The following is a 14,021-nucleotide window of genomic DNA, read 5'->3' on the forward strand; positions in this document are numbered from 1 at the left end:
GACGGCATGATTTATTCAATCGTTTTGTAGGCCATTTTACGAATGACTTCCTCGTGCTGAGGATAATCTGCTAAAAGCTCTTCCTGTGTAAACAATTCAAAGTCCTCAAAGTCAAAGCCTGGCGCCACCATACATCCAACTAAACTAAACGTATCAGACTCTTCCACCGACGAACCGAAAATTGTATGCTTTGGCACTGCAATTTGAGGTACTTCCCCTGCTTCTACATTCAAACCAAGCTTCTTCGCTTCATATGTACCATCTGGGAAAATCATATGAACGGTTAGTGGGCTGCCTGCATGATAATACCATAGCTCGTCCGATTGCAAGCGATGTAGATGGGAAATATCTTGTGAGCGTAAGAGGAAATAAATACTTGTATAAATGGGCCTCTGAACATCTCTCACGGCTATATCGTCTGATGCACGAAATGATGAAATGTAATAGCCCCCTTCTGGATGTTCGACTAACTTTAAATGTTCAATAAAATATTGTGCTGAATTCTTCAAAAAGCATCACTCCTTTTTTCAACCTTACCAAAAAGTAAAGTAGAAATGCTACCTCTGATTTTCTTTCATCATGCAAGAAAAAAGTGATTTTAACGGAGGAAAAAGGAATTTTGAAAGGCGGGGGTTGATTTCCGTTCCACCAGCGTCACTCCAATCAACCATGTGCAAAAGTGTCTTTTCCTTATCTTTCATACTAGCGGTAGTGAACAAAACTGCCCATTATTTGTAGGATAGACTCTTATTTTCAATATGGAGAAGTGATTCGTTACGACACCCCTCAATAAAATGAGTAGTGAGCACCTTTACTAAAAAGTTAGTGGGTTGAAGTGGAAGGCTACTTGACTTCCGGGATAGCAGGACAGACAAGCCTCTAAACGAGCGGCTTGCCCACAGGAAAGCAAGTAGCCTGCAACGGCAATCCATTTCTACCTTTCAATTGACTGTTTTGTTTTTCAACATTAAAAGGGCATCTCATAAATTAAATGAGATGCCCTACCATTTTTATAATCCGCCTAAATAAGCTGCTTTTACTTGCTCGCTCTCTTGTAGCTCTTTTGCTGAACCAGATAGAACGATACGTCCCGTTTCAAGTACATAGGCACGGTTAGCGACCGATAATGCCATATTAGCATTTTGCTCAACAAGTAATACGGTTGTTCCTTCTTTATTGACCTGCTCAATAATATTGAAGATATTTTTAACCATTAACGGTGCAAGACCCATCGAAGGTTCATCCATTAATAATAGCTTTGGTTTGGCCATTAAAGCACGACCCATCGCAAGCATCTGCTGTTCCCCACCAGACAATGTGCCTGACTGCTGTTTCCGACGCTCTAATAATCGTGGAAATAACTCGAAAACATGATCCATATCTTTTTTAATACCTGCTTTATCATTACGCAGATATGCTCCAAGCTCTAAGTTTTCTTCAACTGACATATTGGCAAAAACACGACGACCTTCTGGAACATGGGAAATTCCTGATTTCACAATAGTTTGTGCCGCTTTCCCAGCAATAGAGAAGCCTTCGTATTCAATAATGCCGCCTTTTGGCTTCAATAAACCTGACAATGTCTTTAAGAGCGTACTTTTTCCAGCACCATTTGCTCCGATTAACGTTACAATTTCACCCTCGTTTACTTCTAAAGAGAGGCCCTTTAATGCTTGGATGTTGCCATAATAAACATCGATATTTTGTACTTTTAGCATTAGCCGATAACCTCCTCACCAAGGTACGCTTCTATTACCTTTGGATTGTTGCGAATTTCTTCTGGCGTCCCGTCAGCGATTAATTGTCCATGATCGAGTACATAAATGCGTTCACAAATTCCCATGACTAAGCTCATATCATGCTCAATCAGCAAAATTGTTAAGCCGAACTCTTTACGAATAAATGCAATTAACTCCATTAAATCATGTGTTTCTTGTGGGTTCATCCCTGCTGCTGGTTCATCCAATAGCAGTAGTTTTGGATTTGCCGCTAACGCACGAGCAATTTCTAAACGACGCTGCATCCCGTATGGCAAATTTTTTGCCAGCTCATCCTTATAGACATCTAAACCAAAGATTTTTAAGAACTCAATTGATTGATTTTCCATTTCGGCCTCACCTTTGAAATGGTTTGGCAAACGAAAAATAGAAGACCACATTGAATGCTTAGCAAGAGAATGGTTGGCTACCTTCACATTGTCTAGTACAGATAGCTCTTTAAATAAGCGGATATTTTGGAATGTACGGCTGATCCCTTTCTGTGTAACCTGATAGGGTGCAAGTCCATTTATTTTCATATCATTAAAAGTAATTGTACCTTCCGTTGGTGTATATACCCCTGTTAACATATTAAAGCTCGTTGTTTTCCCAGCACCATTTGGTCCAATAAGTCCTACCAATTCGCCTTGATTAAGGTACATATTAACACCCTGTACTGCCTTTAAACCGCCGAATTGAATACCCATGTTTTCAACATTGATAAGAAGGTTTCCAGTCATTATTTTGTACCTCCTTTTTTACCAAACTTAAATAATTGCGTGATCTCTTTCGTTCCCATCAAGCCTGTTGGACGATAAAGCATTACGATAATTAATACTAAACTGTAAATAATCATACGCGTTTCTGGGAAGTTTGCGAGATAAGTAGACACGAATGTTAAGAAAATCGCAGCAATCACTGAACCAGAAAGACTTCCTAAACCACCGAGTACAACGTAAATTAAAATATCAAATGATTTTAAGAAACCAAATGTTGTCGGTTGGATAATGTAAAAGTTATGTGCAAAAATAGCACCAGCTAGACCAGCGAAGAAAGAGCCAATAGCGAATGCAACAACTTTATAGTAAGTTGTGTTAATACCCATAGCATCCGCTGCTATTTCGTCTTCTCGAATGGAGATACACGCACGTCCATGTCGAGAATTTGTAAAGTTCGAGATGACTAGAATCGTTAACACTACGCCAAAGAATGCATACGTCCAGTTAGATAAATATTTAACTTGCATCCCTGCTGCGCCACCAACATAATCCGTATTTAAAAAGATAATACGAATAATTTCGGCAAACCCTAGTGTGGCAATCGCTAAATAATCCCCTTTTAAACGAAGCGTTGGAATCCCTACAATGAGACCAGCAACTGCTGCTGCAGCAGCCCCTAAAAGGATAGCCAATGGGAATGGCAGCATTAACTTTGTTGTAATGATAGCCGATACATATGCTCCAACTGCAAGGAACCCAGCATGCCCAATAGAGAATTGCCCAGTAACCCCAATAACAATATGCAAGCTGACAGCTAGCATGATGTTAATACACATCGTGATCAACATATTTTTATAGTACAAATCAATTACTTCCGTCGTAATCAATAATTGTACAACTGCATAGATGACTAGCGCTATTACGGCATAGCCCCAGAAAACTTTAGACTTTTTCATAAAACCGCTCACCTACACTTTCTCACGGGCATTTTTACCAAAGATACCCGATGGTCTGAAGATTAAGATTAAAATTAAGATAACGAATGCCGCTGCATCACGCCATAACGAGAAGCCAAGTGCACTTACTAAGGACTCTACAACACCTAGTAACATACCACCAACCATAGCGCCAGGGATGATACCAATACCACCAAGAACAGCTGCGATAAATGCTTTAACACCAGGAATAACACCCATTAATGGGTCAATTTTTGTATAATAAACACCGAAGATAACACCTGCTGCACCAGCTAAAGCTGAACCAATCGCAAACGTTGCAGAAATTGTATTGTCAACGTTAATACCCATTAGGCGAGCTGCATCTGCATCGTGGGAAACGGCACGCATTGCTTTACCGATTTTTGTTTTATGTACGATGAATTGTAAAAGAATCATCAGTACAACTGCGACTGATAAAATTAAGATGGATGTACTGCTGATTTGTACGCCAAAAATATCTAGTGATTTATTTTTGAAAACTTCAGGATAAGCTGCTGGCTGAGCCCCTCTGAAGAAAATCGTTGTATATTCGATTAATAGCGATACACCAATCGCTGTAATTAAAGCTGCGATACGTGTAGCATTTCGTAATCGTTTATAGGCAATACGTTCAATTAAAACACCAAAGATCGCACAAACTAACATCGCCAATAATAGTGCTGGGAAGAATCCAAGTTCCCATTTAGCAATTGCGTAAAAGCCAATAAATGACCCAATCATGAAGACATCACCATGAGCAAAGTTAATCAGCTTGATAATACCGTATACCATCGTATACCCTAGCGCTATTAACGCGTAGATACTTCCAAGTGAAATACCATTCACAAGTTGCTGTATCCATTCCATGCGCATTCACTCCTTTAAATTTTCTGAAAATTGAAAAATAAGTACATAGATCGATACTAATAGTTATGTTTTGCACTACGATTCTAGTTATCTAGCACACAAAAAAGGAAGGCGTGTTTACCCGCCTCCCCCTTGCTTACAAAACATTAAGGATTAACTTTAGAGTTGAACACTTGTTTACCGTCTTTAAATTCAAGAACTGTTGCTGTTTTAATTGGGTTATGATTTTCGTCAACTGAGAAAGTACCTGTTACTAAAGAAAGATCTTTTGTTGCAGCTAATTCATTTTTAATTGCTTCCCCATCCGTAGAGCCTGCACGTTTAATCGCATCCGCAATGTAGTAAATTGTGTCATAACCAAGTGCGTTGAATGCGTCAGGCGCTTTGTCACCATTTGCAGCTTTAAATGCCTTTACGAAATCTTGAATTTTTTGATCTGGGTCTTCAGCAGAATAGTGGTTTGTGATGAATGTGTTATTCAATGCATCCGCGCCAGCTAATTCAATTAAAGTTGGAGAATCCCAACCATCAGCCCCCATTAGAGGTACATCAATGCCCATTTCACGTGCTTGTTTAACAATCAAACCAACTTCTTCATAATATCCAGGGATAAAGATAAAGTCTGGATTTGCCGCTTTAATATTTGTTAATTGTGTACGGAAGTCTGTATCCTTCGCTACATAAGCTTCTTCTTTTACAACTTTTCCGCCACTCTTCGTAATCGTTTCTTTAAATGATTTTGCTAAACCTTTTGCATAGTCTGATGCATTATCTGCGAAAATAGCTACATTTTTCGCATCTAGCTCACCTGAAGCAAAATTAGCCGCTACAATCCCCTGGAATGGGTCAATAAAGCATGTACGGAAAGCATATTCATTAACACTGCCATCCTCGTTTACTGTGATATTTGGTGCTGTACCAGAACCAGTAACAATAGGAATTTTATTATCATTTGCAATTTGAACAGTTGCTACTGTATTACCTGAAGTTGCAGGTGCTAGCATTGCTACTACTTTATCCTGCGTTGCTAGTTTAATAGCAGCTGAAGTTGCTTCAGAGTTCTCTGATTTATTATCTACTTTAATCAGTTCAATTTTCTTACCATCAATACCGCCAGCATCATTAATTTCTTTTACAGCCAGCTCTGCACCTAGCCCAATAGAGGAACCATAAGATGCTACATTCCCTGAAAGTTCTAAGTTGGCACCAATTTTAATTGTATCGCCATCAGATGAGCCTCCGCCAGAACTTGAATCGTCTCCGTTACCGCAACCAGCAAGAACACCAGCAAGTAATGAAGATGCTACTAAAAGTGAACCGAACTTCTTAAGCTTTTTGCTCTCTCTCATAATTAAATTCCCCCTGAAAATTTCTCAAATATTAGATATTTCTGATAATTATAAACAATTAAAATCATTTACTCAATAGCTAAAATAATTATTTATAACTATCTAAAAACAAAAGAAAAATATTATTCATATAAGCCTTTTTCATTGTAAAACATTCTTTATATTTAGTCTAGAGTGATTTTTCAGTATAATTAGTTATTTGTGAATTATCTTTTAATTCAAACCATAGACTAGTACAAAACTATCAGATGAAATTGTTTTTTCACAATAAAGTCTAGTTGATTTAAACACCTCCTCCATCTATTACGATTATTTCCCTGAAAATAATTATGAGAATAAGAGTAACAAATTGTTTATCTCTGTACTGTAAATAGGAAAAAGCTTAGAGTGGGTTCCCCCATACTCTAAGCTTTTTTTAATTCAAACACACAAAGGCGCTCATTTATATTTGTTTCATTTTCTAAATGTACTTCATGAAGCAATTCAAATGGTGTTCCATGATGTAAAAATTGTAAATAATCGTAAGGCGGATAATATAAAATTATATGAATATCTCGCATTCGCTGCTCGTAGGATTTCCAAATATTATGAATGACTGAACGAAAAATGTGAATGGAAAAAGGATTAAAAAAGAAAAACACATTATCACGTGACTTTATTTCATAAGCTTCTGCTATTGTATGAATAAATTTGATGGGTGCATGTGCTCTCATTTTTTGAAGATAACTACGTTTATTTTCTTCTGCCTCTGCATAAAATCCTGCATCCATTTCTATCCCAACAGTTGGAATATGGAACTTATGGTGCACATAAATGGGAACTCGCCCTTTCCCGCACCCCATATCAATAAATACTGGATTGTCAGGCATCTCATACGCTGCGAATAATTGCTCCAACCCACTGTATGGCGTTGGCTCATAACGGTGATAGTGTGCAAGCTTAGGAAAACCATATTGCTCTCCCACCGTTTTAATGTGCAAATGTTTATCAAATTGCTGTTCATTCATATGAAAAGACCCCTCAGAAAAGAATGCTTTATTTTAACACGATAAAAAGCAAAAACCATACCCAAAGATATTGGATATGGTTTTTTTTTAACGACCTCTGCGTTTAAATTTAACAACAAAGAGAAGTGCGAAAAGGAGTAGCACTAGGCATGTAATGGCTGTAAACACCATATTTTTATCAATAACAGGTTCCTGATTGGCTGCTTCACCATTCGCACCCGGTATCCCCATTGGACCTCCATTTCCATCTGGGCGTTGCATTTGTTCCCCATTTTGTCCTGCTCTCGGACCCTCGCCCTCTCTATTAAAAGGCGGGCTCTTTGATGGATCAAAGTCCTCTGGTAGCTGACTTGGATCAAAATCGTCTGGCATCGAATTCATTTCACCATTTTCATTTGGCATTGGCATACCCATATTGCCCTGAGAAGACGTAGATGCTTCCACTACAAGCTCCCCAGACAGCTGCTTTAATATAGATGCCGAGCGCTGTTTAGCAAATTCAGGCAAGCTTTTTTCACCTTCAACTGCTTCCAAAAACTGCTCCGTAGTAGAGAATTTAGTTGGATCTGCTTCCACATAGGTAGTTAATAGCACCGCTAAGTTTTTAGTAATAGATTGGACATAGTCTTCTGTTAAATAGGTTGTTGCTAGTTCTTCTAGATACCCTTCATATTTGGCACTGTATTCTTCATTAGCAAGTAATGCATTTAGGAGTGGCCGCTCCTCTAATGTTGTGCCAGAAACAGGGGTTGTCACACTAAAATTAATAGCACTATCAGCTAACAAGTCGCCGGACATGCCCATTCCCATGTTGAAGCCGCCACCTCGTTGTTGCATACCCCCATCACCTGCCTGAGTGGGTTGTCCATTGTTTTGTGCCACTGGTTTTTCCATATTAGTAGAAGCGTCAGCTGGATTTTCTCCGTTTCCTCCTGCTATTCTACCTCCTCCAGCCCCAAAGCCACCAAAGGACATGTTGTAATCCCAAGGAATAATAGAAAACACACCGTTCTGTTCATATAAATAATAGTTATGTTTCATATTCCCTTGATAACTATCTAAATTCACAAGAGCTGTGTTGACGGCAAAATAACGTAACATTTCATCAACATCAATATACTTTTCTATGTCTCCACCATTATTAATAGCATCTAGCATTTCAACCAACTTGGATTGATCAATATTACCTTCATTTGTTTTTAATCCGATGCCTGTATAGTCTTCGATATTGTCACTAATATATTTTAAATCGCTGCCTGTCCCATCTGGCTTAAATAAAAAGCCATCATTAGAGCCATAGTTATTAGCTAGGAATGTCTCATCCACTGCTTCTACTCCTAAGAACAAGCCTCGTTCCTCACCATTCACTGTGACATACATATAGGAGTGTGCTGGTGTTGGTAAGCCCATTTGCTCCATCAGTTCATAGGAGATGTACTCTCTCATTAATGTAGAATCACTATAATTATTGTTTAAATTTAATTTTTTCAAGCCATATAAGCTTTGTGTATCATCATAATAATCAAAATCGATTTTTAAACTATAGCGATCTGAGTCACTATTGACAACCGATCGTAATGATAGATTGCCCTTTGTACGAATAGCAACATTCTCAATTTTCTTGCCATTTACTGTAATATCTGCCTGTTTTAATTCCTCAGCCGAAGCATTTTCGAGCATATCAGCCCAATCTTCCTCCGCAATTTCAATATCAACTGTTGTTACTTTATTTTTATTAAATACTATATTCTCATAGGAGAACTCTGAATTTTTCGTTTCAATGCCTACATTCGGAAGTACAGCATATATCACGACAAAGAGAAGGAGTAAAATTGCCATGCACAGGTAGACAATTCGTGTTTTAATCATAGCCGTCACCTCTCATCGTAGTCCTTTTTGCTAATGAGGTCATTACGCTGTGAAATTCCCATCATAGCTCAGCATAATGGCTGATTTTACACCTGCTACCTTTGTTAGCTCATCCATCAATTTTGCATCATTTTGTTTTACACGAATTTCATAAGTAGTTTCGATTTCATTCTGTTGCATAATGGATTTGGATTTGAGAGCGAACTTTTTTGTTTGTGCAGCAATAATTCGCTCGATCTCAGCGTTTGCTAGCTCTTCTTCAAACTTTACAATCAATAAATAAGGGTTTTCTACTGTTATTTTATTAACGAATATTAGCAATACAAGTCCGATTAAAACAGCACCAATAATCACTAATGGGATAAAGCCAGCACCACATAAAATACCTGAAACAATTGCCCAGAAAATATAGACTAAATCCATTGGGTCCTTAATAGGTGTACGGAAACGTACAATGGATAAAGCACCAACCATACCAAGTGACAGCAGAACATTTGAACTGATTCCCATAATCACTAATGCTGTTGCCATTGTCATAATAAGTAATGAGATATTGAATGAATGTGAGTAAATGACACCATTAAAGGTTTTCTTATAAACAGCGTAAATGAAAAGCCCAATAAAAAACGCGACTACTAAACCAATAATGGAATCGATTAATGAAAATGAGGTTGTTTTTTCTAAAAAGTTGGATTTAAAAATATCACTAAATTTAATTGTATCCATTGTTCATTCTCCTTTATTATTAGCCGTACATACGACTAAGCTGATATTTTGAATAGGCCTCTGCACGAGTATCCACCGACTGTAGTAAATACTTGATGATGTCTGGCAGATATTCATCGTACTTTACCTCTAAGATCACAAGATTTGGCTCCAGTACATCCACCATCGGCAAGTTTTGATTAAACATATCAGTGTTGCGTAGACTTGATTGCACCTTACTATCAAACGTCACACGCACATTACCAAACGGATAGATATAGGCCTCTCGCTCATAATCCACTACCGTAGTAGGTCTTAGCTGGTTGTAATTCATCTCTTGATATAAATCTCGAATTAACCCTCGGTCATCATTCTCCATCCAGGATATCTCCCCGATACGCATTTTTTCATACTCAGCTTGAGATATTGCACATTTTGTTTTAAAGGTAACATTGTTACGTTTACTCTTCCGCTCCAGATTAATAACAGCACTAGACTTGCCGTATATGCGTACCCGATATTTGTCTCGATTGATAAAGCCCTCTTTTTTTTCATTTAGCACTTTATTGGAAAAATTATCGAAGTACGTACTACGTATCAAATATTTACCGTCTAAACCCGCATGCTTGTCCCGCTGCATAACATGCTGAAGCTTGGTTTTTAATAACGCATAATCTGGATAGGAGATCGCTTGTTTAATTTCTTGGCGACCGTTTGGATTAAATGAAGTAACGATTGGCATTTCATCACTCTCCCTACTTGTATTAGTGTCAAACCGACAAACCCTTATTGATGCTCGTCCCTTTGTTCATTTCTCGTCTACATCGTTTACTATAAAGGGCTTTTGTGTCAGGCAGATGTCAGCTTTACATATTCTTCATTTATCTTTTACAATACAAAGCAGATTTCTGAGAGACGGGTTAAACCCTCAAAAAGGCTACCACGCTCTTATAGCGCAGTAGCCTTTTGCAGTACTAATTCAAAGTGTGTTCCAGAGGGATTGCTTTCGATTAATCGCAAATCGCCTCCGACAGATTGGGCCATCATTTTACTAAGTGGTAATCCTAAACCCAAGCCGCGAACAGTATATTTTTTATTTTCTCCTCTATAAAAGCGCTCAAAAATAAATGCCTGATCCTCTAGAGGGATACCATGACCTGTGTCCTTCACCCTCACCGACAGAGTTTCTCCTTGATCTATCAACGTCAAGGTGATGGTTCCTTTGTCCATCGCCTGTTTAGCATTGGTTAAAAGGTTTGTAATGATTTGTTGGACACGAACAATATCTACCTGTACCAGCATAGGTTGTTCTAACAAATGTAAATGAACTTTTACATGTTCCTCTTCCTGCATTACTTCCCACTGTGCCACCGCCTCTTTCAGTAGCTGATTAACATCTACGGACTCTATCTGCACGGGGATAGCATCGACAGCAAAATGGTTAAAGGCAAGTAAGTCCCCAACCATTGTTTTCATTTTTGTCGTTTCAACCATAGCCATTTCAATGAATTCCATAGCATCCTGTCCCGTTACAACATCATCTCTTACCGCCTGTAATAAACCACTTATAGAGGTGACAGGTGTTTTCAACTCATGGGTGACACCTGCTAGTAATTCCGTTCGAGTTTTCTCCAGCTGTTCTAATTTATTTGCCATGTTTTTAAAGGAGGAAACAAGCTCATAGACCTCTTTTTCCTTACTATCTTGAGGCAAATCAATTGCATAATTGCCTTCCTGTACATGCTTGGCAGCCTCTGCTACTTGTTTAATGGGATGGGCCAAGCGCTTTGACAAAAAGTAAATAGCGATCCAGCCTAATAAAGCTAACGCTCCTATTAATATGGCAAGCTGTCCATATGCTTGATTAACCCTTGTTAAATTCTCCTTCTTCTCCATCACCAGGGCCCAGCCCAATAACTCATTATTATTTTCTATCTTTCTTTTCACCACATATTCAGGTTCAAGTCCATCCTTTATTTCCTTAGTACCTTCTTTTCCATCCAACAAGCCAGCTACATTTTTGGCACTACCAGGTGGTACTGGACGGTTACTTGTCAGTATATTGCCCTCAGTATCTACAACGTACAAAATCGGATCGATCTCTTTCATATTAAAACGCTCTCGATCCCCTATAAAACCTGGAATACCCTTTATAGGTCCATTATTAGGATTTGTTGTATCCGTTAAACGATAGACCGTCTCGTCTGCTAAAAACTCCATCAATTCTAATCGATTTTCAAATGTTGTATGACGAATCCATGCTGCTGAGATTAACGAAATAATAGCTAAGCCTATGAAAAGTGTTAGTAAATAACGGCTCGTCCAATATTGGAGTAAGGATATACGCTTATTTTTTTGGAACACTTAGCTGATACCCCAATCCACGTAGTGTCTTTATTTCTCCTTCTGCCTCATCCCATTCTTTTAATGCCTTCCTAAGTCTCTTTATGGCTAAATCTACGGCACGATCACTACCTTCATACTCCCAACCCCAAACTTGATCTATAAGCTGATCACGGGTAAATGTTTGATTGGGATGGTCAGCTAAAAACATAAGCACCGATAAATCTCTTGGCGTTAATACAATCTCTTCTCCACCCAAAAACACTCTATGTGCTTTACAATCAATTGCTAGAGACCCATACCGCTTAATAACAGATGCATCTGGGCTGCCTTCAGCACGCCTTAAAACAGCCCTCACTCTTGCAACAACTTCATCTGCGATAAAAGGCTTGGCAATATAATCATCTGCTCCATGATCAAACCCCTCTAGACGGTAATTAACCTCTCCTAATGCTGTTAACATGATAACAGAGCAGGTACTTCGTTCTCTTATTTCTTTTAAAATGGACCAACCATTTTTTTCAGGTAACATAATATCTAGCAACACTAGGTCTGGCTGTGTTTCACGAAACATGTCCAAGGCTTGGCCACCATTGAAACATTGTGTCACACTATAACCCACTTTTTGTAAATACACCTTTAAAACCTGGCTTATTGCATATTCATCCTCTATTACTAAAATGTTTGCCAAAGTCAATCACCTCGTTACTAGTTTGCTCTTATGTTCATTATAGCATCGGATTATGTCAGTTAAATGTCAGCCTATCCATCGTTCAAAAACTACTAGCAGAGAATATATAGAGGTCATCTATTGACAATGTCTTCCTAAGCCACTTATCATTGAGTGCGAATGATAATCAATGATAATTCATTCGAAAACCTAGTAAATGAAATTAAGGGGGGTAAAAGCATGATTATTGTAACGAATCGTATTCAGGTAAAACCCGGTTTTGCTACGAGAATGGCACCAAATTTTACAAAGCCAGGTCCTCTACAACAGTTTGAAGGCTTTCATAAAGTAGAGGTTTTAATTTCAACCGATGATCCTACTTATGACGAAATGAGTGTTAATATGTATTGGGAATCCAAGGAGCATTTCCAAGCATGGCGTAATAGCGATGCATTTGCTGCAGCCCATCAACGTCCAAATTCAGGTTCTGAGGGAGAAAAAGCTGACAGTCCAATTATCGGCAGCAAAATAGTAGTGGCTGAATTAGCATCTTCTATCGAAGCTTTAAGTTAATGAACGGCAATTAAATTACTTATACATTATCTTCTGATTCTATCTAAAAAGCCCTGCATGTTGAACAATCATGCAGGGTCTTTTTTCTTGCTATAAGAATCATTGACTAAATCAATATAAAAGAATGACTAGTAGATAGCCCAGTACGGATAGACAGACTGAGCCAATTAAACCTGCAATAAATGCCTTTACACCTAGCTCCTTAAATGTTTTAATCTCAACATTTAATCCCAAACCGGCCATTGCCATAGCAATTAAGATATAAGCAATATTTACAAATGCTGTCGATACATTCGCTGGTATAATTCCTAAAGAATTGATAGCACTCATCGCTAAAAAGCCTAAAATAAACCACGGTATGATCGATAATGAAAACGCCTTTTTCTCTTCGCTTTTGTCCATTCTTCGATAGAAAATACCAATTATAATCGCTACAGGTACGAGCAGGGCAACACGTGTTAGTTTCACGATAACTGCTATATCAATTGCTTCATTTCCACCAGCAGAGGCAGCTGCAATCACATGAGCAATTTCATGTAATGTACCACCTGCGAAAATACCATACGCAGAAGGTGTTAAATCGATAATGGAATAGAGTACCGTATAAATGAGTGTAAATATAGTCCCCAATAACGCAACAATCGCGGCTCCTACGGCGGTTTCCTTTTCATTTGCTTTAATTTGAGGTGCGATTGCCACTACTGCAGCAGCTCCACAAATGGCTGTCCCACAAGCCGTTAAAATCCCTAGCTTCTGATCGACTTTAAATATTTTTGTTAGCCCATACACAACAATTAATGCAAATAGCAAATTAATGACTGCAATTAAAAAAACGTTTGCTCCCGCATGATAAATATCTGCCAAATTTAAGCGCATGCCCAATAAAATAATACCGAAGCGTAATAGCTTCTTGCTGGAAAATCCAATACCTACTTGCCATGAATCCTGTACTTTAAATGCTGCTCGCCAAGCCATCCCTAATATAATGGCAATAACCAACTGTCCCAATATCGAAAAGAAAGGAAATGTAGCAATATATTTCGCTACTAAAGCAATAAGGAGTGTTAACAATATTCCCTTCAAGAAATTTGGATTAAGGGTGGATTTTACTTTATTCTGTCTATTAACCATGTTGTTCACTTCTTTCTCCCTTGTTGATTATTACTTTAATAAAGAGCACACTAT

The 14,021-nt window shown here is 38.3% G+C and carries 14 protein-coding genes; 1 reads left to right on the forward strand and 13 read right to left on the reverse strand.

Annotated elements, in window-relative coordinates:
* Nucleotides 1-11 precede the first annotated feature (11 nt).
* The 12 genes from MHB40_RS24725 to MHB40_RS24780 form a co-directional block, all read right to left on the reverse strand.
* Complete coding sequence (locus tag MHB40_RS24725) at nt 12-509, reverse strand: cupin domain-containing protein (RefSeq protein ID WP_342533611.1); 498 nt, start codon at nt 507-509, stop codon at nt 12-14.
* A 501-nt stretch (nt 510-1,010) separates the two neighbouring features.
* Nucleotides 1,011-1,718, reverse strand: a complete 708-nt coding sequence (locus MHB40_RS24730; protein ID WP_004233555.1) for an ABC transporter ATP-binding protein — start codon at nt 1,716-1,718, stop codon at nt 1,011-1,013.
* Nucleotides 1,718-2,497 (reverse strand): ABC transporter ATP-binding protein, encoded by a 780-nt coding sequence (locus tag MHB40_RS24735; RefSeq protein WP_342533613.1) that lies wholly within the window; start codon nt 2,495-2,497, stop codon nt 1,718-1,720. The genes MHB40_RS24730 and MHB40_RS24735 overlap by 1 nt, the downstream gene beginning before the upstream one ends.
* Entirely contained in the window at nt 2,497-3,432 is a 936-nt protein-coding gene (locus MHB40_RS24740; RefSeq protein WP_205446203.1) for a branched-chain amino acid ABC transporter permease, read from the reverse strand. Before MHB40_RS24740 ends, MHB40_RS24735 begins: the two co-directional genes overlap by 1 nt.
* 12 nt (nt 3,433-3,444) lie before the next feature.
* Nucleotides 3,445-4,320: a branched-chain amino acid ABC transporter permease gene (locus MHB40_RS24745; protein WP_016992164.1), complete on the reverse strand. Its 876-nt coding sequence runs from the start codon at nt 4,318-4,320 to the stop codon at nt 3,445-3,447.
* A gap of 146 nt (nt 4,321-4,466) precedes the next feature.
* Nucleotides 4,467-5,669, reverse strand: a complete 1,203-nt coding sequence (locus MHB40_RS24750) for an ABC transporter substrate-binding protein (RefSeq protein ID WP_313150522.1) — start codon at nt 5,667-5,669, stop codon at nt 4,467-4,469.
* 404 nt (nt 5,670-6,073) lie between these two features.
* A complete protein-coding gene (locus tag MHB40_RS24755) occupies nt 6,074-6,676 on the reverse strand; it encodes a class I SAM-dependent methyltransferase (protein WP_342533615.1) in 603 nt (200 codons plus the stop codon).
* Between the two features lie 87 nt (nt 6,677-6,763).
* Nucleotides 6,764-8,545, reverse strand: a complete 1,782-nt coding sequence (locus MHB40_RS24760; protein ID WP_342533616.1) for a CotH kinase family protein — start codon at nt 8,543-8,545, stop codon at nt 6,764-6,766.
* 42 nt (nt 8,546-8,587) lie between these two features.
* On the reverse strand, nt 8,588-9,271 hold the full coding sequence (locus MHB40_RS24765) for a DUF4956 domain-containing protein (RefSeq protein ID WP_131521792.1): 684 nt from the start codon (nt 9,269-9,271) through the stop codon (nt 8,588-8,590).
* Between the two features lie 19 nt (nt 9,272-9,290).
* Entirely contained in the window at nt 9,291-9,992 is a 702-nt protein-coding gene (locus MHB40_RS24770) for a polyphosphate polymerase domain-containing protein (RefSeq protein WP_342442044.1), read from the reverse strand.
* Between the two features lie 206 nt (nt 9,993-10,198).
* Nucleotides 10,199-11,614 carry a HAMP domain-containing sensor histidine kinase gene (locus MHB40_RS24775; protein ID WP_342533617.1) on the reverse strand — a complete coding sequence of 472 codons (1,416 nt, stop codon included), beginning with the start codon at nt 11,612-11,614 and terminating at the stop codon, nt 10,199-10,201.
* A complete protein-coding gene (locus MHB40_RS24780) occupies nt 11,598-12,284 on the reverse strand; it encodes a response regulator transcription factor (protein ID WP_342533618.1) in 687 nt (228 codons plus the stop codon). The genes MHB40_RS24775 and MHB40_RS24780 overlap by 17 nt, the downstream gene beginning before the upstream one ends.
* 219 nt (nt 12,285-12,503) lie before the next feature.
* On the opposite strand from MHB40_RS24780, the gene MHB40_RS24785 reads away from it, so the two are divergent.
* On the forward strand, nt 12,504-12,836 hold the full coding sequence (locus tag MHB40_RS24785; protein WP_342533619.1) for a heme oxygenase: 333 nt from the start codon (nt 12,504-12,506) through the stop codon (nt 12,834-12,836).
* A 111-nt stretch (nt 12,837-12,947) separates the two neighbouring features.
* Here MHB40_RS24785 and MHB40_RS24790 read toward each other — a convergent pair whose 3' ends face one another.
* Nucleotides 12,948-13,967: a YeiH family protein gene (locus MHB40_RS24790; protein ID WP_342533620.1), complete on the reverse strand. Its 1,020-nt coding sequence runs from the start codon at nt 13,965-13,967 to the stop codon at nt 12,948-12,950.
* Nucleotides 13,968-14,021: the final 54 nt, after the last annotated feature.

Source organism: Lysinibacillus sp. FSL K6-0057, from assembly GCF_038630885.1.
In the GTDB taxonomy this organism is placed as follows: Bacteria; Bacillota; Bacilli; order Bacillales_A; family Planococcaceae; genus Lysinibacillus; species Lysinibacillus fusiformis_F.

Coding starts and splice junctions, on each gene's coding strand:
- MHB40_RS24745 (WP_016992164.1), bottom strand. CDS start 4,320: ATGGAATGGATACAGCAACTTGTGAATGGTATTTCACTTGGAAGTATC.
- MHB40_RS24785 (WP_342533619.1), top strand. CDS start 12,504: ATGATTATTGTAACGAATCGTATTCAGGTAAAACCCGGTTTTGCTACG.
- MHB40_RS24790 (WP_342533620.1), bottom strand. CDS start 13,967: ATGGTTAATAGACAGAATAAAGTAAAATCCACCCTTAATCCAAATTTC.
- MHB40_RS24770 (WP_342442044.1), bottom strand. CDS start 9,992: ATGCCAATCGTTACTTCATTTAATCCAAACGGTCGCCAAGAAATTAAA.
- MHB40_RS24760 (WP_342533616.1), bottom strand. CDS start 8,545: ATGATTAAAACACGAATTGTCTACCTGTGCATGGCAATTTTACTCCTT.
- MHB40_RS24740 (WP_205446203.1), bottom strand. CDS start 3,432: ATGAAAAAGTCTAAAGTTTTCTGGGGCTATGCCGTAATAGCGCTAGTC.
- MHB40_RS24735 (WP_342533613.1), bottom strand. CDS start 2,497: ATGACTGGAAACCTTCTTATCAATGTTGAAAACATGGGTATTCAATTC.
- MHB40_RS24765 (WP_131521792.1), bottom strand. CDS start 9,271: ATGGATACAATTAAATTTAGTGATATTTTTAAATCCAACTTTTTAGAA.
- MHB40_RS24755 (WP_342533615.1), bottom strand. CDS start 6,676: ATGAATGAACAGCAATTTGATAAACATTTGCACATTAAAACGGTGGGA.
- MHB40_RS24730 (WP_004233555.1), bottom strand. CDS start 1,718: ATGCTAAAAGTACAAAATATCGATGTTTATTATGGCAACATCCAAGCA.
- MHB40_RS24750 (WP_313150522.1), bottom strand. CDS start 5,669: ATGAGAGAGAGCAAAAAGCTTAAGAAGTTCGGTTCACTTTTAGTAGCA.